This window comes from Pararhodonellum marinum (genome assembly GCF_015354735.1).
GTDB classification, from domain to species: domain Bacteria; phylum Bacteroidota; class Bacteroidia; order Cytophagales; family Cyclobacteriaceae; genus Pararhodonellum; species Pararhodonellum marinum.
Genome location: NZ_JACEFJ010000002.1, coordinates 378073 through 404875, shown reverse-complemented (window position 1 = coordinate 404875; position 26803 = coordinate 378073). Strand labels below are relative to the sequence as shown.

Below are 26803 nucleotides of genomic sequence, written 5' to 3'. Positions count from 1 at the left end.
ACTTAGCTTAAATTTTTTGAAATTTTGTTCAATATTAAGTTTTGAGACCCCCAATCATGTCCTCAGGTTTTACCCATTCATCAAATTGATCATTGGTTAGCAATCCCAAATCCAATGCTGCCTCCCTCAAACTAGTTCCTTCTTTGTGCGCTTTTTTTGCGATAGCCGCTGCATTTTCATAACCAATGTGTGGGTTTAGCGCAGTAACCAGCATCAATGAATTTTCTAGGTGCCTTTTTATAAATGCGACATTGGGTTCAATCCCCACAGCGCAATTGTCATTGAAAGAAACACAAGCATCACCCAACAAACGCGCCGATTGCAGGAGGTTGTTCACCATCATGGGTTTAAAAACGTTCAATTCAAAATGACCATTAGATCCTCCTATAGAAACTGCCACATCATTGCCCATCACCTGTGCGCAGACCATGGTCATGGCCTCTACCTGGGTAGGGTTGACTTTTCCCGGCATGATAGAAGAGCCTGGTTCATTTTCAGGAATCAGAATCTCACCTATTCCGGACCTAGGGCCTGAGGACAACATTCTGATGTCATTGGCGATTTTCATCAAACTCACCGCCAACTGTTTGAGGGCACCGTGGGTTTCGACGATGGCATCATGCGCGGCAAGGGCTTCAAATTTATTGGGCGCTGTCACCAAAGGCTGTCCAGAGAATTCAGCTATTTTCTTGGCCACCATTTCCGCATATCCTTTGGGTGTATTGAGACCAGTACCTACTGCGGTTCCACCTAGAGCCAGTTCCGACAGATGATCCAATGTATTTTTTAATGCCTTTAGGCCATGGTCCAACTGAGCTACATAACCAGAAAATTCCTGGCCTAAAGTAAGCGGTGTGGCATCCATGAAATGCGTTCGTCCGATTTTTACCACCTCCATAAATTCCACAGATTTTGACTTTAAGGTATCCCTTAATTTGGTCACTCCCGGAATCGTAGTTTCCATGACCATCTTATATGCCGCAATGTGCATGGCCGTGGGAAAAGTATCATTGGAGGATTGGGATTTATTTACATCATCATTGGGATGAATTTTTTTCTTGGCATCTTCCAGACTTCCTCCTAAAAGTACATGTGCCCTATAAGCTATTACCTCATTGGAATTCATGTTGGATTGCGTGCCAGAACCAGTCTGCCATATGACAAGAGGAAATTGATCATCATGTTTACCTTCCAGAATCTCATCACAAACCTTGGCAATGATATCTGCCTTATCCTGTTCTAAAACACCAAGTTCGGCATTGGTTAAGGCTGCGGATTTTTTGAGTATGGCAAAAGCACGGATGATCTCTATTGGCATTTGGTTCCTGGTACCGCCTATTTTAAAATTGTTGATTGACCTTTGGGTCTGTGCACCCCAATACTTGTCAGCAGGAACCTCTACCGGCCCCATGGTATCTTTTTCAATTCTTATGCTCATATTGATTTGTTGGTTATTTTTTCCCTGCTAAATTACCACCAACCAACTTTAATCCATAGAATTTTACTGTTTAATCCTTTATCTCCGTTTCCAATAATTCGTGAAAAATTAATTGTGACCGCCTGGTCTTCCTTCGAAAATGGCTCCACGCAAAAAAATAATTGCCTAAACCAACCAAAAAACTGATGAATGCATATAGAGGCTGACCTGCTGTAAGCCCAAAAAAAGCAGCCATTAATAAAGTCACCAAACTCCAAAATGCCAAGAAAAAAATAGAGCTGGGAAAAAGTCGGTATTCTATAAAAAGAATAGAACCCATTTCCGAGGCTTCAATACTCCCTTTGATCAGTGGCAGGAAACTATCTGCTTTATCGATGAACAACGAAAGCCTAAAGGTATTTTCAAGAATTACTCCATTAAAGACATGACCCTTTGCCTTCCTGGCTTCAATATCCAGAAAATTGACGTTCAAGGTAACTTTTTCCAAGCGAGATTTAATTTTTCCAGGTTGAAGAGGGGAAACCAAAATTTCGCTTTGATATGGGAAAATATTCATGGATTTCTAACAGTAGACCGGATTTAAAGTTATGGGATATGGAATCAAAAATCCATTCATGCACAAATTTCCCCCAGAAAACTGCCTTATTGAAATATACGAAAGACCCATTGAAACTGGAAAAGAGGAGGTTTTGGAAAACATCTGGACCATAGGTGGAGAAAATGGTTGGTACTTTGGCACCAGTTTATGGAAAATCAGAGGGTTTTTGGACCGATGCCTTGGTGGAATAGGGTATAGAAAGGGAAGGAATCATCCGACAGAATTAAGAGAGAATGACCCACTTGATTTTTGGAAGGTCATCAGGGCAGATCGAGATGAAAAAACATTGCTGCTCAAAGGTGAAATGAAGATCCCCGGGGAAGTTTGGCTGGAATGGAAAATCCATTCAACTTTAGGCGGTTCACAACTAACCCAAAGCGTTTATTTTGCCCCAAAGGGACTATGGGGAAGGCTGTACTGGCATTTGGTGAAACCTGTACATCGGGTGGTTTTCGGGCAATTGGCCAAAAAACTAACCCAACAACCATAACCCAATAATTCTCCAAGGGGAGTGGGCAATTTACTTCTTAATTGGTCGGGGAATTAAAAAAAGGAAACTTGACCTTAGCCTTTTTGATTTGTAAAATATATTTTTTAGGTTATTTCACTGCCACACAGGATATTTCCACATTGACATCTCTAGGAAGTCTACTCACTTCTACTGTTTCTCTTGCGGGAGGATCAGTTTGGAAATACTGTGCGTAAGCTTCATTGATTGTACCAAATTGGTCCATGTCCCTTATAAAAATGCTGCACTTGACTACATCAGAAAATCCATAGCCTGCTGCTCTGAGCACCGCTTCCAGGTTTTTCATGACAGCATGAGTTTCTTCGGTGATGTTGGCATTTAGGAGTTCCCCAGATTCTGCATCCAAAGGAATCTGACCCGAAACATACAAGGTATTGCCTACTTTTACCGCTTGGCTATAAGGTCCAATGGGTGCAGGGGCTTCTTTGGAGTAAATGATGGTTTTAGACATGGCTTTCTTTTGCTGCGAAATTAATCATCTTAGTTCAGATCAAAAAATCAATGAAGCAAATATGGAAATCGGGAAGACACTAAACAAGGTTCAGTTTGTAAGTATTTTCTATCTTTGGATCCAGCGATAATGGCTAGACCAAATCTTTGCAACAATAATGATAAACATATCCACGCCATATAAAATTGACCGAAAGATATCCAACGGAGAAAAGGAATGGTTGTATTTTAGCGGAACGGCTTATTTAGGCACAAGCACAGTTGCTGAGATTGAAAAATTGGCGATTGAAGGTATTCAAAAGTACGGGCTTAACTTCGGTGCAAGTCGGTTTAGCAATGTACAATTGGATCTTTACGACAGAATTGAAAGGCTTTTTGAAGAAAAAACGGGCGCGGAAAAAGCCATGGTGCTGAGTAGTGGGTATCTTTCTGGACATTTGGTGTCAAATGTGCTGAGCGCTAGTGCGGAAGAAATATTTATCGCACCACAGACCCATCCTGCAATTCTTCCTCACGGACATTCGCCATCATCCCTGCCCACTTTTTCTGCATGGAAAGAAGAAGTAAGGGCTACCTGCGAAAAATTGGCGAAAAAAAACATCCTCCTTTTGGCCAATGCAGTGGACCCACTCGTACCTGAAATCCATGATTTTGACTGGATTCAAAATTTACCTTCACACCACCAATACACCCTGTTGTTGGATGACAGCCATGCCTTTGGGGTGTTGGGGGACGATTTATTTGGCACTTATGCCCAATGGAAAAAATTGCCTTTAAGGCTGGTGGTATCAGGTTCTTTGGGCAAGGGGCTTGGCCTTACGGCAGGCATCATCTGTGGAGATCATCAACTGATCCATAAATTGCAAGAGCAGACCATTTTCAGAGGAGCTTCTCCCCCTTCCCCGGGACCGTTGTTTGCTTTTCTGAATGGATTGAGTTTATACCGTATCCAAAAGGAAAAACTAATGGACAACATGGCCTTTTTATTTGAGGCGGTCAAGGGTCTACAGCATCTTACCTATATTGAAAATTATCCTGTAATAAGGTTTGAGAAACATGCTTGGGTAGAAGAATTGGAAAAATCCGGAATTTTGGTTTCATCTTTCCCCTATCCCTCTCCTAAAGACCCAACGATAAACAGAATTGTATTGGCAGCTTACCATACCAAAAAAGATTTATATCAATTGGCAAAAACTTTGAATTCCTTAATGTAAATTCGATCGATAACTTAACCCGTATGAAACAAAGAAATCTAGCTGCAGGCATTTTCGCCATAGCCATCATTGTCTCCTCTTTGGTATTGGGAAATGCCTTCATCAACCGCAACCAAAAGTCCGGAACGATTGATGTTACAGGGTTGGGCGAACAGGATTTTACGTCAGACCTAATTGTATGGGAGGGAAATTTCAGCCGGGAAAACATGGAAATCCAACAGGCCTATGCTGAATTGGAAAGAGACAGAAAAGCCGTAACTGATTACCTCATCAAAAAAGGGATTCCGCAGGAAGTCATTATTTTTAAGGCGGTCAATACCAATCCCCTTTACCAACAAAACTACAACAGCAGCGGAAATTACATGGGTCAGACTTTTTTAGGTTATCAACTTAACCAATCCTTGCAGATAGAGTCAAAGGAAGTGGAAAAAGTAGAAGGCATTTCGAGGGAAATCACGGAACTGCTCTTGCAAGGAGTCAAATTCTACTCACAGGCACCTAGGTACTATTATACCCAATTGGATGACCTGAAGATTGAGATGATTTCGAAAGCAACTGAGGATGCCCGGATAAGGGCAGAAAAAATTGCAGAAAACGCCAATTCAAAATTGGGAAAACTGATCTCGGCCAATATGGGAATTTTCCAGATCACAGGTCAAAATTCCAATGAGGATTACTCTTGGGGTGGTACCTTCAACACTTCCTCGAAAGAAAAAACCGCATCCATTACCATGCGATTGAGCTATACGGTGAGATAAAAAAAGCGAAACCTATTCGGTTTCGCTTTTCACATTAAGTTCTATTTCTTCTCCGGAATCGTCCAGGAATTTATACTCCGTCACAGGCAGAGATGAATCGGGGATCAGTTTTACCCACTTGAAATATTTAAAAAACCATTGGACTCTTTTCGAAATGATGCCACTTGAAAAGTAGGCATGCAGGTATGGATGAAGTCCGATTTTTATGCTTGAAAGATTTTGGTTTACTGCAATGTGCTCCAGGTCTTTTTCCAACTTGTCAGCCACCAAAATGGAAGCTTGAATCTTGCCTGTTCCGTTGCAGGAAGGGCAGGTTTCTTTTGTTACAATGTTGACTTCCGGTCTTACCCTTTGACGGGTGATCTGCATCAAACCAAATTTGGTTAAGGGCAAAACCGTATTCTTGGACCGGTCGGATCTCATTTCATTTTTCATGGCTTCAAAAATGACCTTTTTGTTTTCGGCCTTTTTCATATCTATGAAGTCAATGACAATGATGCCTCCCATATCCCGGAGTCTAAGTTGTCTGGCAATTTCTTTGACAGCTACCAAGTTTGTTTTTAAAGCTGTATTCTCTTGGTCGCTTTCTTGATTGGATTTATTGCCACTGTTGACGTCTACTACGTGTAGCGCTTCAGTATGTTCAATGATCACATAGCCTCCCTGAGGTAGGCTAATGGTTTGTCCAAACAAGCTTTTGATTTGCTTTTCAATTCCAAAACTTTCAAAGAGCTTTGCTTTACCGTTGTAAAGCTTAACAATTTTTTCTTTTTCTGGGGCGATCGATCTTATGTAAGATTTGATCTGATCATGCGTTAATTCATCCTCTACGGTGATTGCATCGAATGATTCGTTGAGTAGGTCCCTTATGATGGAGGATGCCATACTCATTTCTCCTATTACCTTGTCCCTGCTTTTGGCTTTGGCCAGCTTTTTCATGCCATCTTCCCAAGTGGTCACCAGGTTTCGCAGATCTTTGTCCAGTTCAGTAACGGACTGGCCTTCTGCAACGGTTCTAATGATGACACCGAAATTTTCGGGTTTGATGGAGGTGATCAAGCGGGCAAGCCTTCTTCTTTCTTCTGCACTTCTGATCTTTTTAGATACATTGACAGCGTTGGAAAAGGGCACCAATACCAGATAACGACCGGCTAAGGAGAGCTCACAGGAAAGTCTGGGGCCTTTTGTAGAAATTGGCTCCTTGACAATCTGAACCAAGATTTGGTTGTTCTTAGAAAGTGTGGAAGAAATCTTCCCCAGTTTTTCTATTTCAGGTTCAGTTGAAAACCCCTTTAAATTATAACTGGCGTAATTGTTATTACGCACTTGCTTGGTGAATTTGTTGAGGCTATTGAATTGGGGGCCCAGGTCCTGATAATGCAGAAATGCATCTTTTTCGTAACCCAGGTCGATGAATGCCGCATTTAGTCCATTGACTATTTTGCGGACAGTTCCCAAATAAATATCCCCGACTTTGAATTTGTTGTCCTCTCCGTTGGAGTGGAGCTCCACCAAACTCTTGTTTTTCAGCAGGGCGATTCGACCTCCGTTTTGAGCAGAATCGATTAATAATTCAGTACTCAAAGGTCTCCTTTTTTATGTTAATGAACGTTTAGTAAAAACTCAAAAAGAAGAAGTGAATTACTTCTTCTTATGTCTGTTTTTTCTCAGTCTTTTCTTACGCTTGTGCGTAGCGATCTTATGTCTTTTTCTTTTTTTACCGCAAGGCATAATGTTATCATTTAGAGTGGAACAAATATTCTATAGTTGTTGCAAATAGTTATCGACACTGGTCAAAATCATAGGATCTTGCGTCAAGTCTTTCACTTTTTGAAACTGTTTTTTTGCTTTGTTTTTTTGTTTGGATTCAAAGTAACTTACTCCAAGGTAAAACTGCCCCTGCATGTTTTCAGGATGATAGTCGACAAGTTCCTCAAATCGCTCAGAAGCTCTTTTGTATTGTCCCGACTGCATGGACAGAATACCCATGTTGAAAAGTGCAAGTTCATGTCTCGGATCTTGTTCCAACACCTCCCTGAGCATGGTAATACCCTGCATGGGATTGGATGAGGAAACATAAGTCATGGCCACTTTGGTCTTTAAATCCAATCTTTCCGGATCTTTTTCCAGAACTTTATTGAGGTAGTCCCTGGTTTTTCCTGCCAGATAAACCACCTTTTCCTCATTCAATGCAAATCCAAATGCCTCATAATATGCATTTCCGGCTTTTTCCCAATTTTCAATTTGAGGAAATTTTTCAGCAGTAAGGCCATAATAATAGGCAGAACTGTCAAATTTACCAGCGCTGGCATATTGTGAGGCAATGGAATCTGCAAAGGTAGCAAATTTTTCTGAACTTTCTTCCAGTTCCATCGCACTCCTCCAGTTCCTGATCTGTTGACTGGCTCCCTCGGGTAAAGGGCTGTCATGAATATCAGGGGTTTCTTGTGCAGATGGTGTCCCAGATGTCTCTTCAAAGTTGGTATTGCCCTCATCATTGTCTACTACCACGGTGGGCAGTGCAAAAAGCACCACGACCATTGTTACGGCAAGGACCAACAGAAGGATCTGAGACTTTCTCATAAAGGAAGTAAGTTCCCAGAATTAGTCCTGAGGAACGAATTCTTTGATTTTTTTGCTGTTTTTGATTTTTTCCACGAATACTTTGGATGGCTTGAAGGCCGGTACATAGTGCTCATCGATTACAATCGCAGTGTTCTTGGAAATGTTACGGGCGATTTTTTTAGCTCTCTTCTTGTTGATGAAGCTACCAAATCCTCTCACGTAAATGTTCTCTCCCTCTGACATGGATTCTTTTACTACCTTGAAAAAGGCCTCGATGGTCTGCGTCACATCATCTTTCTGAATTCCTGTCTTGTCCGAAATTTTGGTGATTACTTCTGCTTTAGTCACTGTGTTTTAAATTTAAATTATCAAATAAGCCTAACAACCTATTAACCAACTCATTTTGGGACTGCAAATTTACACCAAGCATTTCAAATTAAAAACAAATTGACTAAAATTAGCGTCATTTGATGAAAGATATTTTCAATTTAAATTTTCTAATGTTTTGAATTTCAATCGATTTACCCAAGTGTTGTTAGGTTGGTATCCCAATCATAAACGTGAATTACCTTGGAGAGATATAAAAGACCCTTATAAAATTTGGCTGGCTGAAATAATTTTACAACAAACCCGGGTTGCTCAAGGTCTACCCTATTTTGAGCGATTTATCCATAAATATCCTACTGTACAAGACTTGGCCTGTGCCCCTGAAGAAGAGATTATGCGTCTTTGGCAGGGATTGGGTTATTATAGCCGTGCCAGGAATCTGCATGCCTGCGCCAAAGAAGTAGTCAGCAGGCATAACGGAAATTTCCCGGATTCTTTTGAAAAACTGCTCCAACTGAAAGGCATCGGCCGATATACCGCCGCAGCCATTGCTTCCTTTGCTTTTTTGGAACCAATGGGAGTAGTGGATGGCAATGTTTTCAGGGTCATTAGCCGGTATTTCGGAATTTCTGAAGATATCGGTAGTGCTTCCGGAAGGAAAGTCTTTGAAGATCTGGTAAACCAAGCCATCTCAAAGGAAAGACCCGATGAATTTAATCAAGCCATCATGGAATTTGGCGCCCTTCAATGTGTTCCAAAAAATCCTGATTGCCCTAGTTGCCCTTTGGCTCCTGGATGTTTTGCATTCCAAAAAAATATGGTCTCTCAATTTCCGGTAAAAGAAAAACGGATCAAAATCAGCCATCGTCATTTTATGTATTTTTACATTACCTGTGCGGATTTTACAATAGTCCGTCACCGGGAGGCTGGGGACATTTGGCAAGGATTACATGATTTTCCATTGGAAGAAATGTCAAACAATTTGAGTGTGGATTTTGAGTCAAGCCAAATTTTCCACTCACTCCTAAATTTGGATCCTAATGTCTATTTCAATCCTGAATCGTCATACAGACACCTGTTGACCCACCAAAGAATTCAGGCCAATTTCGTCCATATAAAGGTAAATCAATCAAGGCTGAAGAGTTTAAAAAAATGGTCAGAATCGGCCGGCCTGTTATTGGTAAACAATGAAAAACTGGAAAGTCTGGGAAAGCCTAAACTAATTGTAAACTTTTTGAACGATCAGAAATAATGTGTAATTTTAACTATCAACTTTTTTTTCAACATAAACCTTAATCACAGTATGGCAGGAGTAAATAAAGTTATTTTAATCGGAAATTTAGGAGCAGACCCAGAAGTAAAGTACCTGGAAGGAGATAAGGTCGTGGCTAACCTTAGATTGGCTACCACAGAAACCTACAAAGACCGCTCAGGTAATCGCATAGAAAACACAGAATGGCATGACTTGGAGCTTTGGGATGGCTTGGCAAAAATTGCGGAACAATACCTAAAAAAGGGCAGTAAAATCTATGCCGAGGGAAAAATAAAGTCTGATACATGGCAGGACGAGCAGGGCAATAACCGGAAAAAAATCAGAATCCGTGTGATCAACATGACCATGCTAGATGGCAAAAGTGAAAGTGGTAATTCTGGAAACAGTGGCAATATGGGAAGTTCTGCCCCTGCACAGCAAGGAGCAAGTATGCCTTCCGGCTCCTCAGGAGCCATGGATGACGATGGGGACGACCTCCCTTTCTAAATTTAAAAAAGGGAGAATTCATGGATAAATAGTTAATTTTGCAGCAATCTTAATTTGAATTAATGGACGACCCCTACCCGAGTATTACTTTGCTGGTTGAAATTTCGCAGGTTTCAACCAGCTATCTTTTGGTAAATGGTTTGATTTTCATCCTTTTACTGTTGGGTTCTGCTTTGGTATCAGGATCAGAGGTAGCTTTTTTTTCTCTCCAACATGACGATTTGAAGGCGTTGAAAGAAGATGTTGATCCCAACGCCCAATTGGTCATCAAACTCGTAGAAACTCCCAGAAAACTCTTAAGCACGATCCTGATTCTCAATAACCTAATCAACATTGGTATGGTCACTTTGGCCACATTTGTGACTTGGTCAATTTTTGGGACGAGCGCTTCGGGGCTAACTTTGATATTGGTACAGACTGTAGGTATCACTTTTGCTATTGTGTTTTTCGGTGAGATTGTGCCTAAGGTATACGCAAACAATGCAAGGATTTCTTTTTCCTTATTAATGGCCAAATCCCTCAATTTCTTTTCCATCCTCCTTTCCCCGCTATCCTCATTTTTGATGCGAACCAGCAACGTAATAGAAAAGCGGATTGAAAAAAAAGGCTACAGCCTCTCAGTAGATGAGCTTCACCATGCCCTTGAGATGACTTCGGAGAGCACCACTGAGGAAGAAAAAGACATCTTGAAAGGCATCGTAAACTTCGGAGCCCTTTCGGTCAAACAAGTCATGCAATCAAGAATGGACATCACCGCAGTAGACATTGACATGACTTTCCATGAACTCATGGACAAAATCAACAAAAGCGGTTTTTCAAGAATTCCTGTTTACAGTGAAACCATCGATCACATACAGGGCATTTTGTACATCAAAGACCTCCTCAACCACATAGAGAAAGAGGAAGATTTTAATTGGCAAGAATTGATCAGAAAAGGTTTTTTTGTCCCTGAAAACAAAAAAGTGGATGGGCTATTGAAAGACTTTCAAAAAAAGAGAGTTCACATGGCCATAGTTGTAGATGAGTATGGGGGCACTTCAGGATTGGTAACCCTTGAAGACTTGATTGAAGAGATCATTGGGGAAATAAATGATGAATTTGATGATGGTGAGGACATCAAATACCAAGAAATTGATCCTCAGACTTTTATTTTTGAAGGCAAAGTTTCATTGAATGATTTTTGTAAAAAGCTCGAATTGGATTTGAATGTCTTCGATGAAGTAAAAGGGGAAAGCGAGTCTTTGGGAGGATTATTACTTGAATTAAACAATAAACTGCCCAAAAGCGGATCAAAGATTTATTTTGAAAATTTTGAATTTACCATTATCGCTGTAGATACCAAAAAAATAAAAAAGGTCAAGGTGCACATCAAAGACCCTGAAGCCAAAAACATCAACCATAATACAGATTGATAAATGGATGATTGGGTAAAGGAATTATTGTTTTCTAAACCAAAGGCGACCAAAAAATCTGAAATTTCCAACATTACAGTTTAAGAAGGCCAATTATGAATTTTTTAAAAAATTAAAGTAAATAATTTTTTCAGTCTGCAAAACAATTAGGAATTTTACTTGATTTGTAGTATTTTAATGAAAATGTTAAAAAATTAATTCAAATTTTAACCACATTTTTCTGATTTTACATTTTTTTGACATTTTTTTTTTAAAATGGAGGGTAGTTACTGAATTACGGATTTTTCAAACAATCGTTTGAAATGTATTTTTGTAGATAGGAAAATACTTATTTTTTTGTTTAGATTTTAATAAAAGGTAATTATTTTGTAATTTTTGCAACTTATTTCGGACCTATTAAATTTAAATATAAATGAATAAAGGACTATATCGATCAGAATTCGAGCATGATTCCTGTGGGATTGGGGCGGTAGTAAATGTAAAAGGAGCCAAAAGCCACGAAACGATCAGTGATGCCCTGTACATGCTTAGTAACATGGAGCATAGAGGCGGTAGAGGCAGTGACCCCAAAAGTGGTGATGGAGCTGGTATTTTGATCCAAAAGCCCCATGAATTCCTGCAGGAGGTAACCTTAAGATCCGGATTCACGCTACCAAATCCAGACACTTATGGGATAGGAATGACCTTTTTCCCTAAAAACAACCAACTTCATAAAAAATCTAAATCCCTTCTCAATAAAATCATCGAAGAGCTAGGTTTTGAATTGATTGGATACAGGGATGTTCCAGTTGATGAAACTATTCCCGGATCGGGAGCCTTGGAGGTGATGCCTATTATTGAACAGGTTTTTGTTTCTCATAAAGAAGGTCTGAAGGGTTTAGATTTGGAGCGAAAGCTATATGTTTTGAGGAACTACGCCTCAAAAATCATCAATTCATCCATTCCAGGGGTGAATGATGCCTTTTATTTTTCCAGTTTCAGCGCATTTACATTAATATACAAAGGTCAGTTGAGGACTGATCAGGTTTTGCTTTTTTACAAGGATTTGCAGAACAAGCGGATCACCTCCGCACTTGCCATTGTTCATTCCCGCTTCTCTACCAATACTTTCCCCAACTGGAGGCTAGCTCAGCCATTCCGCTATTTGTCTCACAATGGTGAAATCAATACCATAAGGGGCAATTTGAATAAAATGAAGTCGAAGGAAAGTCTGATGAAATCCATCCATTTTTCGGATGATGAAATTCAGAAGCTACTGCCCATAACCAACAATAAATTTTCAGATTCTGCCAACTTGGATGCCATGGTAGAGCTGCTTGCCTTGAGTGGGCGAAGCCTACCACATGTGATGATGATGTTGGTCCCGGAAGCCTGGCAAGACAATCAGGTGATGGACAAGGACAGGAAAGCCTTTTATAAATTCCATGCCTCCTTGGTTGAACCTTGGGATGGTCCAGCCGCTCTGATCTTCAGTGATGGAAAAACCCTTGGAGCAACTTTGGACAGAAACGGATTACGTCCTCTCCGTTACTTTGTGACCAATGACAACCGCCTTATACTGTCTTCAGAGGCTGGCGCATTGCCGATCAGGGAAGCTACGATTACAGAGAAGGGTAGGATCAGTCCTGGCAGAATGCTGGTGGCAGATTTGGAAAAAGGAAAAATCCTCTATGATGATGAGGTAAAGGAAAAAGTCACCAAAAACAAACCCTATTACAAATGGATCGGTGAACAAAGGCTGAAATTACGGTTGATGCCTGATCCTGAAAATCTGCTGCAACCTTACAGTACTGAGGAGCTGAGAAAAAGACAAACCGTTTTTGGATACACTTCGGAAGATTTAAAGATCATTTTGGGGCCTATGGCAGACAGTGCTTATGAACCTTTGGGTTCTATGGGTGCTGATACCCCCTTAGCGGTTTTGTCCAAACAGAGCCAACACATCTCCAATTATTTCAAACAACTGTTTGCGCAGGTAAGCAACCCTCCAATAGACCCCATTCGGGAAAGGTTGGTCATGTCTTTGTTTACGAGAATTGGAGAATCTCACAATATTCTTGAGGAAAGCCCCAAACATACCAAACAGATCCACATTTCTCAGCCCGTTTTGCTGAATGAGAGCCTTCAGAAGATTAAAAACCTTGAAGAAGAGGGATACAGATCAGCCACCTTATATGCCCATTTTATCGCAGACCATCAGCCTGGAAGGTTATTGGAAGCCTTAGACAGGCTCTGTAAAGAGGCAGAAGAAGCCATATACAATGGAAAGAATGTGTTGATCCTGTCTGATAGAGATACGAGTCCTTCTACTGCCCCCATTCCCTCTTTATTGGCAACGGGTGCTGTACACCATCACTTGGTGGCAAAAAACCTCAGGACTAAAGCAGGCATATTGGTAGAAGCAGGCGACATTAGAGAAACTCATCACTTCGCCACGGTGATTGGATATGGTGCCAGCGCCATCAATCCTTACTTGGCCCTGGAAAGTCTGATTTCCCTCAATGAAAAAGGCATGCTTTCCAAACCGTTTAGTCAAAGGGAATTATTTGAAAATTACCAAGTAGCCATAGGTAAAGGACTTTTAAAAGTGCTTTCCAAAATGGGTATCAGTACCCTTCAATCCTACCAAAGCGCCCAGATTTTTGAAGCAATAGGGTTGGGTCCTGAGGTGATAGAGCGTTGTTTTAAAGGAACAGTGAGTCGGATCAGCGGGATTTCTTTTGATGACCTTGCAGAAGAAGTATTGACGCGCCACCATGCTGCCTATGAGACAGATTCTCCCCTTTTGGAATCGGGCGGGGTCTATCAGTGGAAACGGCGAGGAGAAAAGCACCTATTCAACCCTGAAACCATTCATTTACTTCAAAAATCCACTAGGCTTAACGATTATTCCCTCTACAAAAAATTTGCGGAGAAAATTAACAATCAAACCAAAGACGCCTTGACTTTGAGGGGATTGTTTGAATTTAAGAAAAGTATCTCTGTTCCACTGGATGAAGTAGAGCCTGTAGAAAGCATCATGAAGCGGTTTGCTACAGGGGCTATGTCCTTTGGGTCCATTTCCCATGAAGCCCATACTACCTTGGCAATTGCCATGAACCGGATCGGTGCGAAAAGCAACAGTGGTGAAGGTGGTGAAGATGAGATCAGGTATGAAATCAAGGAAAATGGAGATTGGGAAAGATCCGCCATCAAACAGGTGGCCTCGGGTAGATTTGGGGTAACAAGCAACTACCTGAGCAATGCGGTAGAACTTCAGATCAAAATGGCCCAAGGTGCCAAGCCCGGTGAAGGAGGTCAGCTTCCTGGTCACAAAGTGGATGATTGGATAGGAAAGGTGAGGCATTCTACACCAGGTGTAGGGCTCATTTCACCCCCTCCACACCATGACATTTATTCCATTGAGGATTTGGCCCAATTGATCTATGATTTAAAAAATGCAAACCGGGCAGCCCGAATCAATGTAAAACTGGTGTCACAGGCTGGTGTAGGTACCGTGGCTGCCGGTGTGGCCAAGGCCCAATCCGATGTCATTCTGATTTCGGGTGCAGATGGTGGTACCGGGGCCTCACCCCTTAGCTCCATCCGACACGCCGGGCTCCCTTGGGAATTGGGACTTTCTGAAGCACATCAAACTTTGGTCAAAAACAACCTGCGAAGCAGGGTGGTTTTACAAACAGATGGACAACTGAGAACCGGAAGAGACTTGGCCATAGCCACGCTACTGGGTGCCGAGGAATGGGGAATTTCCACTGGTGCTTTGGTGGTAGAAGGATGCATCATGATGAGAAAATGTCATCTGAACACCTGTCCTGTGGGTATCGCTACCCAAAACCCTGAATTGAGAAAACTTTTTACGGGAGATCCCAATCACGTGGTCAATTATTTCCAATTTCTAGCCAAAGACCTTAGAGAAATTATGGCTTCTTTGGGTTTTAGAACCATTGATGAAATGGTGGGACAAAGCAATGTGCTTAAATCCGTAGGGAAATTGGAACATTGGAAATGGGACAAACTCGATTTAAGCCCGGTATTTCACAAAGTGGAAGTTCCAGACCATGTTGGCATTTTCAAACAGATCGATCAGGAGTTCAAGCTTAAAAAAGTGCTTGACCGCAAATTGATAGAAACTGCCAAACCTGCTTTGGAGCAGGCCAATATTGTAAGGGACAAATTTGAAATCAAAAACACAGATAGGACGGTGGGTGCCATGCTGTCCAATGAGATCTCCAAAATTTACGGTAGCCCGGGACTGCCAGATGATACCATAGAATTTAAATTTACCGGGTCGGCAGGTCAGACTTTCGGAGGCTTCCTGGCCAAAGGAGTGACCTTTGAATTGGAAGGCGAAGCCAATGATTACTTTGGAAAAGGCCTTTCGGGCGGTAAGTTGATCGTATACCCGAGTAGAAATGCCCAGTATAAAGCTGAAGAAAACATCATTATCGGAAATGTCGCCTTTTATGGGGCAACTTCCGGTGAAGCCTATATCAATGGAAAAGGTGGAGAGAGGTTTTGCGTAAGAAACTCAGGGGTAAAAACTGTGGTGGAAGGTATAGGTGACCATGGATGTGAATACATGACGGGTGGAGAGGTGATCAACTTGGGGGAAATAGGAAGAAACTTTGCTGCAGGTATGAGTGGAGGAATTGCTTACATCTTCAAATCCTATGCGGACAGCATCAACACAGAGATGGTTGACTTGGATCCACTCAATGAAGATGATTTTGCCAGCATCAAGCATGCTTTGAAGAACCATATTTCTTTTACCCAAAGTCCCCTAGCAACCTCCTTCCTTGACAATTGGGAGGAAAACAAGGACAAATTTATCAAAGTGATTCCTAGAGACTATAAAGAAGTTCTTCGGAAAAGAGCTTTGGAACATTCAAAAACACTGGTTTAAAATGGCATCGAAAGACGGATTTATCAAATACAATAGAGAGCTGGAAAAATCAAGGGATCCTGAACAAAGGGTCAATGATTATAAAGAAATTTATTTACCTCTAGAAGAGGATACCTTAAACAAACAGGCTGCCCGCTGTATGGATTGTGGCATCCCTTTTTGCCACCAAGGCTGTCCGCTGGGCAATGTAATTCCTGAGTTTAACGACGCAGTATACAATAAGGAATGGGAGGATGCTTTCCACATACTTAGAAGCACCAACAATTTTCCGGAATTTACTGGAAGGATTTGCCCGGCGCCTTGTGAGGCCAGTTGCGTACTGGGCATCAACAAAGATCCAGTTACCATAGAATTGATCGAGAAACATATTGCTGAAAAAGCCTATGAACTCGGACATGTAAAAGAAAAGCATCCTAAAGTAAGGACTGGAAAAAATGTGGCTATCATTGGTTCGGGGCCTGCTGGACTGGCGGCTGCAGATCAACTCAACCAGGCTGGACATGAAGTGACTGTTTTTGAAAAAGATGCCAAAGTGGGAGGTTTACTTCGCTATGGCATTCCTGATTTCAAATTGGAAAAATGGGTAATTGATCGGCGTATTGACTTCATGGCCAAAGAAGGTGTCATTTTTTCCACTGAAACTGAAGTTGGGTTTAATATCAAAGCAGAAAACATCCTTCAAAATTTTGATGCAGTTGTTTTAGCCACAGGAGCTGCTCAACCCAGAGAACTAAGAATTAAAGGGCATGATAGCAAGGGCGTCCATTTTGCCATGGAATTTCTCGGCCAACAAAACAAGGTCATAGCAGGGGAATTGGATGAAAACCCGATTTCGGCTAAAGGTAAACATGTGATAGTAATAGGAGGTGGAGATACTGGAAGTGACTGCATTGGTACCTCCAACAGACACGGGGCTGCAAGTATCCTTCAATTGGAATTGTTGCCAAAACCCCCCAAGCAAAGAACCAATCTCAATCCTTGGCCGGAATGGCCCATGACCCTTAGAAGCTCCAGTTCACACGAAGAAGGGGTAGAGCGTTCATGGTCTGTTTTGACCAAAGAATTTACTGTGGATGAGAAAGGGCAAGTAAATGGACTGACATTGGTGGACATAGCATGGACAGAGAAAAATGGCAGCATGCAATTTGAAGAAATAGAGGGAACCGAAAGAACACTTCCCTGTGATTTGGCATTTATTGCCATCGGGTATTCCGGGCCATCAAAAAATGGTCTTCTCGAGTCATTTGGCGTAGAGCTCATGGAAAACGGTCTTCCCAAATCAAAAAATTATTCAAGTTCTAAGAAAAAGGTCTTTCTTGCGGGAGACATGAGAAGGGGCCAATCTTTGGTGGTTTGGGCCATTTCAGAGGGAAGAGAAGCAGCAGTAAGGGTGGATGAGTTTTTGATGGGAAAATCAAATTTACCTCAAAAAGACCATTCCCATTTTCAAACCCTAGAAAATGTTTAGTTGAATATACAGTTTGTTTTTAAGTTTAGTTTGGAAAAAAGACCACCTTTTGGGTGGTTTTTTTTATGATACATAAAAAAGAGAAAGCCAATGACTTCCTCCTTTTATGAGTCCTATGTAGAACTTTTTAATCTAACCCAATTTAATTACTTGTTGTCAGGTCCACTTGGCCTTTTTCTTCTGAATTCCCTCATTCGGTCTCCATCCTTGTTTCCACGGGCATCCCTGATTCTGTCTCTTTGAACTTGTTGTTCATTTCTGATTTCAGTCCATTTTTCCTGCTGTTCTGCTGTCAAAACATCCTCTATTTTTTTCTGATGAGCCTCTTGTTGTGCTTTCATCTCCTCTCTATGTTTTTTCCTTAGCTCCATTTGGGCCTCTCTTTGGACTTCCCTGCTTTTGGCTTGCTCCAGATTGATTTGATAAATCCGATTCTTTTGTTCTTCGCTCAATGTCAAATTTTCGTTGAGCCTTTCGGTCATTCTTTCGGCCATTTTTTCTGGATTGACCTCTCCTCCTCTTTGGCCTCCTTGGCGCTGAGCGTGAGCTTGTACGCTGACTAGGGCAATCATCATGGCAATAAACAATAGCTTTTTCATGGTATATTTCGTTTTGGTTTTCAGGTATTAGATAGCTTGTCGGGTCAGAAGTTTAATCCCGTATTGGAATCATTTGTTAATGAATGTTAATTCGGTTTAAGCTTTTAGCCCATTCCCTTTTGGTTTTGCCCCGAAATAAATTCTACTTTTATAATCGGCTTTATTTAAATTCCATGAAAAACAAACCACAGCGCATGAATTCTGAAAAATTACTTTATTTTGCTTATGCGAGTAACCTTGATAGAGAAACCTTCCAGGACAGAATTAAGGGGGAATTTGCCTTTTTAGGTATTGCGGTCTTGAGAGGTTATGGTTTTCGGTTTAACCACCCAAACCGAGATGGCAGTGCTCGGGGAAACATCATCATAAGCCCCAATGAAAATGTGTATGGTGCCGTATACCAGTTAGAAAATGAAAATAAGTCCTTTCTTATGGATTCAGAACCGGGATATGAATGGATAAAAGTGCCGATAAAGACTTACCAAGGCGTCTTAGAAGCTTATACTTTTTCTTCCAAACAAAATGTGTCCGCCATCTATCCTGAAGCCCATTACATGGCTACCATTTTAAAGGGCGCCAAGGAATTAGGGATTGCAAGTGGTTACCTAGCCCAATTGATCAACCGGGCGGGCCCTTCAAATGTATTTTAGCCATGGCCATTTACTTTTAACTAAATTGCCATATTGGTTGTCTGTGAAAGGTATGAGGATAGAGAAAAGCCTGCTCTTGTCCCTACACAAAAGTTGTATTGGCGCCATACTTGTGATAATAAAAGATTTATTAATTTTACTTTCTTAAAATTTATATCGAGAAATGGGAAGAGCATTTGAATTTAGAAAAGAAAGAAAATTCAAGCGTTGGTCAAAAATGTCCAAAGCATTCACCCGATTAGGTCGGGAAATCGTCATGGCTGTCAAATCAGGTGGCCCTGACCCGGCAACCAACTCCAAGCTAAGAACGGTCATTCAGAATGCCAAAGGGGTATCCATGCCCAAAGATAGGATTGAGGCGGCTATAAAAAGGGCTTCCAATAAAGATGAGAAAAACTATGAGGAAGTAGTATATGAAGGGTATGCACCTCACGGAGTGGCGGTCATTGTAGAAACAGCCACAGACAATGGGAACCGAACGGTGGCCAATGTCCGGCATTATTTTTCAAAAGCAGGAGGTTCTTTGGGGACATCAGGATCGGTAAGTTTTATGTTTGAAAGAAAGGCAGTTTTCCGTTTTCCTTTGGGTGATTACGATTTGGAAGAATTGGAGCTTGATCTAATTGATCATGGCTTGGACGATATCGATGAAAATGAAGGGGAAATATTTGTGTATACGGCATTTGAGGATTTTGGCAACATGCAAAAAGCTTTGGAGGAAAAAAACATTGAGGTAACCAATGCTGAGTTTCAAAGATTTCCCACGAACACGGTGGAACTCAATGAAGAACAGGAGGAAGAAATCAATAAAATGATTGAAAGAATGGACGAAGATGACGATGTGCTTAATGTTTTTCACAACATGGCATAAAAATCCTTATCTTGTACATAATCTTTTTTAGCCTTTCCATTCACAAAACCACAATTCATGTCTTTTCCCAAAAGAAAAAATATACAAGAAAGCAAAAGAGAAAAATTGATCATAGTTGGATCCAAAAATCCAGTTAAGATTTTTGCGGTAGATCAGGCGTTTGAATCTACCTTTGAGGAAGGGTTTATCATCCAGGGTTTATCCGTAGACTCTGGCATTAAAGATCAGCCTTTTGGAGATCAGGACACCTATCAGGGAGCTTTCAATAGGGCTTTTAATTCGAAAAATGCTTTTCCAGAAGCCGATTTCTGGGTGGGCATTGAAGGCGGAGTAGAAAAAAGGGACGAGGAGTTAATGGCTTTTGCATGGGTAGTCACTATGGATCAATCGGGTAAAATAGGCAAATCCAAGACCGCTACTTTTTTCTTACCCAAAGTGATCTCAGACCTTATTTTGAATAACGGGATGGAATTGGGTGAAGCTGATGATGCCTTTTTTAACAAAGAAAATTCCAAACAGGGAAGTGGGGCAGTGGGAATATTAACCGATGGCTTAGTAGAAAGAAAAGATTATTACAAACAAGCAGTTATTTTAAGTTTGATTCCATTCAAGAATCCCACTATCTATTCCTAAACACCCATTGAAGAAAACTCAAAGCCTCCATAGATTTTATCAATTGGATTTTAGATTTTATAATATCTACCTTTGCAAAATAAAATTGATAAAAACTCTTGTATGTTAAACGAATTAATAAAAGATAATTTAGATTTAGTCGTTAATGAAAATGACAACGTGATCGTACAATATGGTGCTGCTTGGTGCGGGGCTTGTAGAATCATGAAACCAAAAATGAAGCGATTGAGCAATGATTTTGAAAAAGTAGCTTTCTATTATGTAGATGCTGAAAAATTTCCTGGCTCGAGGAAATTGGCAGAAGTAACCAATCTTCCCACTTTTGCCAGTTTTAAAAACGGCAAACTGGTCAGTCAAATACAGAGCAATAAAGAAGAGGCACTTAAAGATCTAATCAATGAGATTGCCGATAATTAAGCATGTACTCGGTTTCATTGAGCAGAACGATGAAGACTGGGTCAATGAAACCATAGAGTTGTTGGAATCCATGAGTGATATTTCCACACTTAAAGATGAAGAATTAGAAGTAATGGGAGAATTGCTCTCAAACTTATACGGGAGCATAGAAGTGCACCAAATGATCAAGGGAGGAATGGATAAAAAAGATGCCATGAATGCGTTTATGAAACGGGTCATGGGAGCTATAGACAAGTAATTCACACAATTCTTGGTGGATCAAGTTGCATCACCCAATCAACCAATTATCAAGTTTGTGTGCAGGCATGCTTTAACGAAGCATGCCTTTTTTATTAATTTTGATACCTTAAAGAATTAAGTTCAGCAGGATACCTGCGTTTTCTATTTAGATCAAACTGGTAGAGGTATTCACCCAAATCTCTATAAAATGGGAAACCTACTTCCTCATACTGGTAGTCGTTGTCATTTAGTGTGTTGTTTTCATTGACATAGATGACTGCCGACACCAAAAATTCCACCTGATTGTCAAAATCAACAAAATATCCATAATCCAACAAATGCCCGTAGGCCATTCCTGTTTTGTTAAAAATCCTGAAATTTTCAGGTATGGGCTCTTTGTTAGTTCCGAATTTGTAAAATTTGGAATAACTGTCATAGTAGGTCTCTTTGTCGTAACTGGGATATTGGCTTTCGCCGGGTACCATTGACATGTATTGGAGCACCATTTCCCGGTCCTCATCCAACAAATGAAATCTTTGGCTTTCAGGAAAATTATCCGGGAAAATTAATCGCTTCATTACACCTTGCATATCTTCCAGACTAAATCGGTTTTTGTAGGTGAAATCCATGGGTGATTCCACCAGTTCTCCAGCAGAATAATAAGATTCTCCGAGTTTGGGATTATTTGGATTGCTATAAATTTCTTCGGTTTTTCTCGCTGGAAGTTGAAGCAATAATTCCCCTGAATTATTTAAAAACCGAACAGGATTAAAATGCCTATTTTCCTCATCACTCATGGGCATGCTTAGCCTGTGGTTAATCAGGGTATTTTTGAAGCCTTTTTCATTTAGTTTGGCATTGATGTAATCTTGGCCGAGAAGTTCATACAATCTATTGTATGCATCATTATCGCTTACCAAAAGAATTTTTTTGACATAGTGGGCTATACTTGGAGTACCTGTTTCTGAAGTCGAGTCCACAAGGGCAGGAATCTGACTTGGCCTTACCGAATCAGTAAGCATGATACTGGCAGAGCTAAGCCCTTCTACATTGATTTCATTCAACCATTCCAAGGCCAGCAAGGCAACCGGAAGTTTAACCGTGCTTGCAGGGTAAAAATACTTGTTTTCATCTAAATTAAATGGGAAATCCTCGAAAGTAGGTTGATTGTCTCTGTCCCTGATTACCTGGGTGTAGATGATCTGAAATGGATATTTATCCGCCTGCTCCAGAACATTTTTTAAAGCCGGGAAATCATCTTCAATTTCTTGAAATGGTTGTTTTTCTTGGGAACAAGCCTGGAAAAACCCAGCTAGCAAAACGATTCCTGCTATCCGGAATAAAATTTTTTTCATGATTGTATGCGGTGTTTCAACTGGCTAATATAAACTTTCTTATTCAAAATTGGGTATATAGCATGGGTTTGATAGATAGAGCAGTTCTATTACATTTGTGGATACTTACAAGCATGTGCTTGATTGTCGTAATTATGAAAAATATTCAGTCAATTACCAAATTATTGGTTACTGTGATCATTCTTTCCGGGCTCTTGGGATCCTGCCTGAGCAGAACCACTCCAATTGATCCAATAGATCCGGGGTTGGTTGGGATCAGATTAAACAGCGGGGAAAGTGATTACCAGCAAGACGATGAAAATTTTGCGTTTACTGTCACAGTCAGTTCTTTAATCGTCCCATCTATCCTTGAAATTGAGTTCGAGGATAGGTCATTTGGAGCTAAATCCATAGTTTTTACAAAAATATTCCCAAGGAACCAGGAAGGAATGGAGTTTATCGCAGGTCCTGAGGCCAATACATTTATTTTTGAATATGAATTTCCCATAGAAGAAGCGTACCGCCGAGGGACTAGTTATGATGTCAAAGCCATCTTGTTGGATAGAAACAACCAAACATTTGAATCCAATGTTGTCCGAATAAGCGTTGCCAGTTAAACATTGGCTTCTCGTATCAACTTGATTCCAGTAAGGGTAAGATTTCGGTCAACCAAATCAAATTCATCATGAAGGTGCTCCAAAATAGAGGACAAGCCACCTGTAGCAATGACCTTATAGGGACTTTTTAAATCTTTCCGGATGTAGGTCAGCATGCCTTTGACCAAACCTGTGTAACCGTAAAGAATTCCTGCCTGTATAGATTGGACAGTATTCTGACCTAGGGTATAGGGAGGTAAAACCAGCTCCACCTCAGGAAGTTTGGCTGTGTTCATAAAGAGAGCCTTTATGGCAGTTTTAAGCCCTGGAACGATGTTTACACCCAAAACCTCTCCGTTTTCTCCTACGACTGAAAACGTAAGAGCGGTTCCGAAATCCACCACGATACAGGTTTGCTTGAAAAGATCATATGCGGCCGTCATATTGGCCATCAAATCTGTCCCTATTTCATCTGGCCTTTTTGTAGAAACTAAAAGTTTTAGGTAACTCTTGCCTTGGATCAAATACCCTTCCTGCCCAAAAAACTGTTGGCAGAATTGCAACAACAGATCATTGATTTCTGGAACCACTGAACTGATGCCTACCCCATTGATCTCCCCCACTTTGATCTTGTTTTCTAAGAGGAACAAATGGATTTTGGATTCAAGCAAAACAAGTGGTAAATTTTTTTGGGTTTCGATCCTAAATTCATACCGCCATTTCTTTATTCTCAGATCAAAGAAACCAAAAACAATATTAGAATTACCAGCATCTATGGATAAAAACATACTTTAAATATTAGGTCACACAAACCAAAGATATAAAACTGTATAAAAGTATTTTTATTTTTCTTTAATTTGAGGCCATGTACATTGTTAGAGAAGGAAAAAGAGAGGATATTCCGCAAGTTTTTGCCCTTATTCAAGAACTTGCTCTTTATGAGAAAGCCCCTGAACAGGTTACCAATTCAATAGAGCTGATGCTTAAAGATGGATTCGGGCCTGAGCCGGTATATGGTTTTTTTGTATTGACCAAAGCTGGATCCGAGAGCATCATTGGAACTGCGATTTATTATTACAGATACAGTACCTGGAAGGGTAAAAGGCTGTATCTGGAAGATTACATCATCACAGAATTGGAACGAGGGAAAGGTGCCGGTAAGGTGCTATTTGAGAGAGTCATGAAAAAATCTCTGGAAGAAAACTGTACAGGCATGATGTGGCAGGTTTTGGACTGGAATGAACCTGCTATCAATTTTTACAATAAGTATCAGACAGAAATGGAAAGTGGCTGGCTCAATTGTCATTTACAATCTCAAAACATCAAGCAGATACTTGGTCATTCAGAAGCCTAAGGCCCATGGCTCCTAGTCTACCAGTTCCAAAAGTGATCTGAAGACAACAAACCTGTCCTTGAAGTGTTTTTGTACTTCGGCTTGCAGACGAGGTGCATGCTGTGCGTGGTACTGTTGTACATCTTCCATCTTAGCCGCAAAATATTGAACACAATAATTGATCCCTCCATCTTCTGTTTCATGCAAAAGTTTGTAAAACTTTTTGTCTTGGAACATGCCTGTAGCCATTACATCTGGAATGTGGACCTCTTTCATCCAAGCTTTCCATTCCTCCTCTACTTCTTTTTCAATATTGATGGTAACATTATATAATATCATGATAGATTAGGCTTTAATGATTATTTTTGCGCAAAGTTAATTAAATATTGCGGTCTTAAGCAGCCTGCAAAGTATTTGGAAGAAGCAACACGGAAGTTTCTTTGGCCTAAGGCAGAGAAATGAATAAAGTAATTATGAGGAGAAAAAGGAGAAAAGAAACCATCAAAATTGGAAAATATGAGGTTGATCGGGTTCATTTATTTAAAGGATTTATCGTTCTGCTTCACCTTGCAGGGGTAATCGGGATGGCTATTCCGAGTGTAAGGCCATTCTTTAAGTTTCTAACTCCTTTTCATTTGATACTATGCACGCTGTTGATTCTTTTTTTTCACCGGGACTGGCGAATTGCTTTTTTCTCTTTCTCATTGTTGGCTTTTTTTATCGGTTTTGGATCTGAGGTCCTAGGGGTCAAAACCGGTTTGATATTTGGTGATTACAATTATGGTAATGTCTTGGGTCTAAAATGGCTGGAAGTCCCACTCATCATTGGGGTGAATTGGTTTTTGCTGGTTTACATTACAGGGGAATTGTTCAACCTGCGTATCGAGAATGACTGGCTGGCTGCAGGGATGGGGGCATTGCTGATGGTCATGATTGATTTTATCATAGAACCTGTGGCCATTGGACTGGATTATTGGCAATGGCATACGGATAATATTCCTTTTTCAAATTATTATGGCTGGTTTGCTATTGCTTTTTTGATACATTTGATATACCGAAAGCTTGATTTCAGAAAAAAGAACCCTTTGGCCACCTTTCTGCTAATCAATTTGATTTTATTTTTTACCGTATTGACACTTATTGTATAGATCGTTGAACAATTTAGTATCAAAAAAGTTGATTTTATGATGTTGTACGCTTTACTGTATTTCATTGTAGGTTTTGCGATTATGGAATTATCCGGATGGATAATCCATAAATTTCTAATGCATGGACCACTTTGGAGGATTCATAAGACACATCATCAAAAAACCGTTGGGGTTTTTGAGCTGAACGACTTGTTTTCATTCCTTTTTGGATCAGTGGCAGTCGCACTGATTTTCCTAGGTCTTGAATCTTTGGATGCAAGATTCTGGATTGGTTTGGGCATTTCGTTTTATGGAGTCTGCTATTTTATCCTTCACGACGTTTTGATACACAGAAGAGTGAAATGGTTGGATAAACCTAAAAATAAATTCCTTAAAGGAATCTTTAGGGCACATCAGGCCCATCATGCCACCAACAAAAAAGAAGGCGCAGTTTCATTTGGTTTGTTCCTTGTGCCGAAAAAATATTTTAAAGATTAACGATGTGAGTACTTATTCAATCAAAGACTTCGAACAGCTTTCAGGAATCAAAGCCCATACCTTGAGAATATGGGAACAACGTTACAATTTGCTTTCACCAAAGCGGACGGACACCAATATTCGATTCTATGATGATGATGACCTCAAGTTGATCCTGAATGTGGCCTTACTGAATGACAATGGTTTTAAGATCAGCAAGATAGCCAACATGTCAGCTCCGGAAATCCGGGAAGAAGTGGTCAAGCTTACCGAAAGGACACTCACCCATGACGATCAAATCCATGCGCTCACCATCTGTATGATTGAGATGGATGAGGAAAGATTTGACAAGGTCTTGTCGACCAACATACTTAAATTGGGCTTTGAACAGACCATGATGAATGTCGTTTATCCTTTTATGTCAAAAATAGGCGTGTTATGGCAAACAGGAGCAATAAATCCGGCACAGGAACATTTTATTAGCAATCTGGTCAGGCAAAAACTTATTGTGGCCATTGACGGTCAAATTTATAAAGGCGGTGGAAAAAAATTTCTGCTTTATTTACCTGAAGGAGAATTGCATGAGGTCTCCATTCTTTTTGCAGCTTATCTTATCAAATCCAAAGGTCATAAGGTGGTTTACCTGGGACAAAGCACTCCGAATGATGACTTGCTTTCTGTTTATAATCTCCATAAACCCGATTACCTCCTCACGGTCATCACCACTTCTCCAAGTTCGGAATATGTTCAAGATTATATTGATGCCCTCAGTGAAAGGTTTAGCAATGCGGAAATCATTTTATCTGGCTACCAAGTCTTAGGACAGGATCTGAATTTCCCAAAAAATGTAAAAATCATGCATTACATTAGGAACATTAAGGAGTTTTTGGAACAGCTCGAAGAAGTGCCTCAAGAAAAATAATTAATGTTTTCAAGTTTTTTTTCAACAAAGCGGATATTTATTGTTCCGCTTTTTTTTTGTGCGATTTTAGCTCAAAACCCTTAAATTCGAGATGAATCGCCTATTTTAGACAATTAAACATGCGTGTATTTAGTTTTTGTTTAATCTTTTTTAAAATTTATTACACAAATATTTTGTGGTTTGTTTAATAGTTTCTATATTTGA

At 40.4% G+C, this 26803-nt stretch carries 28 protein-coding genes; 18 read left to right on the top strand and 10 right to left on the bottom strand.

Annotated elements, in window-relative coordinates:
- Nucleotides 1-34: 34 nt before the first annotated feature.
- Both fumC and H1A14_RS05585 read right to left on the bottom strand, forming a co-directional pair.
- Nucleotides 35-1438, bottom strand: coding sequence for a class II fumarate hydratase (gene fumC, locus H1A14_RS05590; protein ID WP_194775233.1), 1404 nt, complete (start codon nt 1436-1438; stop codon nt 35-37).
- Nucleotides 1439-1508: 70 nt separating this feature from the next.
- Entirely contained in the window at nt 1509-1925 is a 417-nt protein-coding gene (locus tag H1A14_RS05585; protein WP_228527594.1) for a hypothetical protein, read from the bottom strand.
- Nucleotides 1926-2052: 127 nt separating this feature from the next.
- Here H1A14_RS05585 and H1A14_RS05580 point away from each other — a divergent pair, with 127 nt between their 5' ends.
- Entirely contained in the window at nt 2053-2526 is a 474-nt protein-coding gene (locus H1A14_RS05580) for a DUF2867 domain-containing protein (RefSeq protein WP_194775231.1), read from the top strand.
- A gap of 109 nt (nt 2527-2635) precedes the next feature.
- Here H1A14_RS05580 and H1A14_RS05575 read toward each other — a convergent pair whose 3' ends face one another.
- Nucleotides 2636-3016: a RidA family protein gene (locus tag H1A14_RS05575; RefSeq protein WP_194775230.1), complete on the bottom strand. Its 381-nt coding sequence runs from the start codon at nt 3014-3016 to the stop codon at nt 2636-2638.
- A 157-nt stretch (nt 3017-3173) separates the two neighbouring features.
- On the opposite strand from H1A14_RS05575, the gene H1A14_RS05570 reads away from it, so the two are divergent.
- Together H1A14_RS05570 and H1A14_RS05565 are read left to right on the top strand one after the other, a co-directional pair.
- A complete protein-coding gene (locus H1A14_RS05570) occupies nt 3174-4229 on the top strand; it encodes an aminotransferase class I/II-fold pyridoxal phosphate-dependent enzyme (RefSeq protein ID WP_194775229.1) in 1056 nt (351 codons plus the stop codon).
- 23 nt (nt 4230-4252) lie between these two features.
- On the top strand, nt 4253-4987 hold the full coding sequence (locus tag H1A14_RS05565) for an SIMPL domain-containing protein (RefSeq protein WP_194775228.1): 735 nt from the start codon (nt 4253-4255) through the stop codon (nt 4985-4987).
- Between the two features lie 12 nt (nt 4988-4999).
- On the opposite strand, the gene H1A14_RS05560 is transcribed toward H1A14_RS05565, so the two are convergent.
- The 3 genes from H1A14_RS05560 to H1A14_RS05550 form a co-directional block, all read right to left on the bottom strand.
- Nucleotides 5000-6571 (bottom strand): Rne/Rng family ribonuclease, encoded by a 1572-nt coding sequence (locus H1A14_RS05560; protein ID WP_194775227.1) that lies wholly within the window; start codon nt 6569-6571, stop codon nt 5000-5002.
- 177 nt (nt 6572-6748) lie between these two features.
- Nucleotides 6749-7570 (bottom strand): tetratricopeptide repeat protein, encoded by an 822-nt coding sequence (locus H1A14_RS05555; protein ID WP_194775226.1) that lies wholly within the window; start codon nt 7568-7570, stop codon nt 6749-6751.
- Between the two features lie 21 nt (nt 7571-7591).
- Entirely contained in the window at nt 7592-7900 is a 309-nt protein-coding gene (locus H1A14_RS05550; protein WP_194775225.1) for an HU family DNA-binding protein, read from the bottom strand.
- Between the two features lie 157 nt (nt 7901-8057).
- Between H1A14_RS05550 and mutY the strand changes: the two genes are divergently transcribed.
- The 5 genes from mutY to H1A14_RS05525 all read left to right on the top strand — a co-directional run bounded on the left by mutY (nt 8058) and on the right by H1A14_RS05525 (nt 17421).
- On the top strand, nt 8058-9131 hold the full coding sequence (gene mutY, locus H1A14_RS05545) for an A/G-specific adenine glycosylase (protein WP_194775224.1): 1074 nt from the start codon (nt 8058-8060) through the stop codon (nt 9129-9131).
- Between the two features lie 51 nt (nt 9132-9182).
- The gene (locus H1A14_RS05540) at nt 9183-9638 is read left to right on the top strand and encodes a single-stranded DNA-binding protein (protein ID WP_194775223.1); all 456 of its coding nucleotides are present in this window, start codon (nt 9183-9185) and stop codon (nt 9636-9638) included.
- Between the two features lie 62 nt (nt 9639-9700).
- Nucleotides 9701-11050, top strand: coding sequence for a gliding motility-associated protein GldE (gldE, locus tag H1A14_RS05535; RefSeq protein ID WP_194775222.1), 1350 nt, complete (start codon nt 9701-9703; stop codon nt 11048-11050).
- A gap of 412 nt (nt 11051-11462) precedes the next feature.
- Nucleotides 11463-15953, top strand: a complete 4491-nt coding sequence (gene gltB / locus H1A14_RS05530) for a glutamate synthase large subunit (protein WP_194775221.1) — start codon at nt 11463-11465, stop codon at nt 15951-15953.
- Between the two features lies 1 nt (nt 15954).
- Nucleotides 15955-17421: a glutamate synthase subunit beta gene (locus H1A14_RS05525; RefSeq protein WP_194775220.1), complete on the top strand. Its 1467-nt coding sequence runs from the start codon at nt 15955-15957 to the stop codon at nt 17419-17421.
- 146 nt (nt 17422-17567) lie between these two features.
- Here the strand turns inward: H1A14_RS05525 and H1A14_RS05520 are convergent, their stop codons facing one another.
- Nucleotides 17568-18020 carry a DUF4890 domain-containing protein gene (locus tag H1A14_RS05520; protein WP_194775219.1) on the bottom strand — a complete coding sequence of 151 codons (453 nt, stop codon included), beginning with the start codon at nt 18018-18020 and terminating at the stop codon, nt 17568-17570.
- A 173-nt stretch (nt 18021-18193) separates the two neighbouring features.
- Here H1A14_RS05520 and H1A14_RS05515 point away from each other — a divergent pair, with 173 nt between their 5' ends.
- The 5 genes from H1A14_RS05515 to H1A14_RS05495 all read left to right on the top strand — a co-directional run bounded on the left by H1A14_RS05515 (nt 18194) and on the right by H1A14_RS05495 (nt 20829).
- The gene (locus H1A14_RS05515; protein WP_228527593.1) at nt 18194-18670 is read left to right on the top strand and encodes a gamma-glutamylcyclotransferase family protein; all 477 of its coding nucleotides are present in this window, start codon (nt 18194-18196) and stop codon (nt 18668-18670) included.
- Nucleotides 18671-18833: 163 nt separating this feature from the next.
- Nucleotides 18834-19541, top strand: a complete 708-nt coding sequence (locus H1A14_RS05510; protein WP_194775218.1) for a YebC/PmpR family DNA-binding transcriptional regulator — start codon at nt 18834-18836, stop codon at nt 19539-19541.
- Nucleotides 19542-19598: 57 nt separating this feature from the next.
- The gene (gene yjjX / locus H1A14_RS05505) at nt 19599-20174 is read left to right on the top strand and encodes an inosine/xanthosine triphosphatase (RefSeq protein WP_194775217.1); all 576 of its coding nucleotides are present in this window, start codon (nt 19599-19601) and stop codon (nt 20172-20174) included.
- 102 nt (nt 20175-20276) lie between these two features.
- Complete coding sequence (locus H1A14_RS05500; protein WP_194775216.1) at nt 20277-20591, top strand: thioredoxin family protein; 315 nt, start codon at nt 20277-20279, stop codon at nt 20589-20591.
- A complete protein-coding gene (locus tag H1A14_RS05495) occupies nt 20572-20829 on the top strand; it encodes a DUF6952 family protein (protein ID WP_194775215.1) in 258 nt (85 codons plus the stop codon). Before H1A14_RS05500 ends, H1A14_RS05495 begins: the two co-directional genes overlap by 20 nt.
- A 94-nt stretch (nt 20830-20923) precedes the next feature.
- On the opposite strand, the gene H1A14_RS05490 is transcribed toward H1A14_RS05495, so the two are convergent.
- Entirely contained in the window at nt 20924-22165 is a 1242-nt protein-coding gene (locus tag H1A14_RS05490; protein WP_194775214.1) for a serine hydrolase, read from the bottom strand.
- Between the two features lie 134 nt (nt 22166-22299).
- Between H1A14_RS05490 and H1A14_RS05485 the strand changes: the two genes are divergently transcribed.
- Nucleotides 22300-22761 carry a hypothetical protein gene (locus H1A14_RS05485; protein ID WP_194775213.1) on the top strand — a complete coding sequence of 154 codons (462 nt, stop codon included), beginning with the start codon at nt 22300-22302 and terminating at the stop codon, nt 22759-22761.
- On the opposite strand, the gene H1A14_RS05480 is transcribed toward H1A14_RS05485, so the two are convergent.
- A complete protein-coding gene (locus H1A14_RS05480) occupies nt 22758-23528 on the bottom strand; it encodes a type III pantothenate kinase (RefSeq protein ID WP_194775212.1) in 771 nt (256 codons plus the stop codon). The two genes, H1A14_RS05485 and H1A14_RS05480, sit on opposite strands and share 4 nt — an antisense overlap.
- A gap of 77 nt (nt 23529-23605) precedes the next feature.
- Between H1A14_RS05480 and H1A14_RS05475 the strand changes: the two genes are divergently transcribed.
- Complete coding sequence (locus tag H1A14_RS05475; RefSeq protein WP_194775211.1) at nt 23606-24094, top strand: GNAT family N-acetyltransferase; 489 nt, start codon at nt 23606-23608, stop codon at nt 24092-24094.
- Nucleotides 24095-24106: 12 nt separating this feature from the next.
- Here the strand turns inward: H1A14_RS05475 and H1A14_RS05470 are convergent, their stop codons facing one another.
- Nucleotides 24107-24412 carry a DUF4286 family protein gene (locus H1A14_RS05470; RefSeq protein ID WP_194775210.1) on the bottom strand — a complete coding sequence of 102 codons (306 nt, stop codon included), beginning with the start codon at nt 24410-24412 and terminating at the stop codon, nt 24107-24109.
- Nucleotides 24413-24531: 119 nt separating this feature from the next.
- Between H1A14_RS05470 and H1A14_RS05465 the strand changes: the two genes are divergently transcribed.
- From H1A14_RS05465 to H1A14_RS05455, 3 genes are read left to right on the top strand one after another with little or no spacing between them, the layout of a single operon-like run.
- A complete protein-coding gene (locus H1A14_RS05465; protein ID WP_194775209.1) occupies nt 24532-25221 on the top strand; it encodes a carotenoid biosynthesis protein in 690 nt (229 codons plus the stop codon).
- Between the two features lie 39 nt (nt 25222-25260).
- Nucleotides 25261-25698, top strand: a complete 438-nt coding sequence (locus H1A14_RS05460; protein ID WP_194775528.1) for a sterol desaturase family protein — start codon at nt 25261-25263, stop codon at nt 25696-25698.
- Nucleotides 25699-25702: 4 nt separating this feature from the next.
- On the top strand, nt 25703-26599 hold the full coding sequence (locus H1A14_RS05455; protein WP_194775208.1) for a MerR family transcriptional regulator: 897 nt from the start codon (nt 25703-25705) through the stop codon (nt 26597-26599).
- Nucleotides 26600-26803 lie beyond the last annotated feature (204 nt).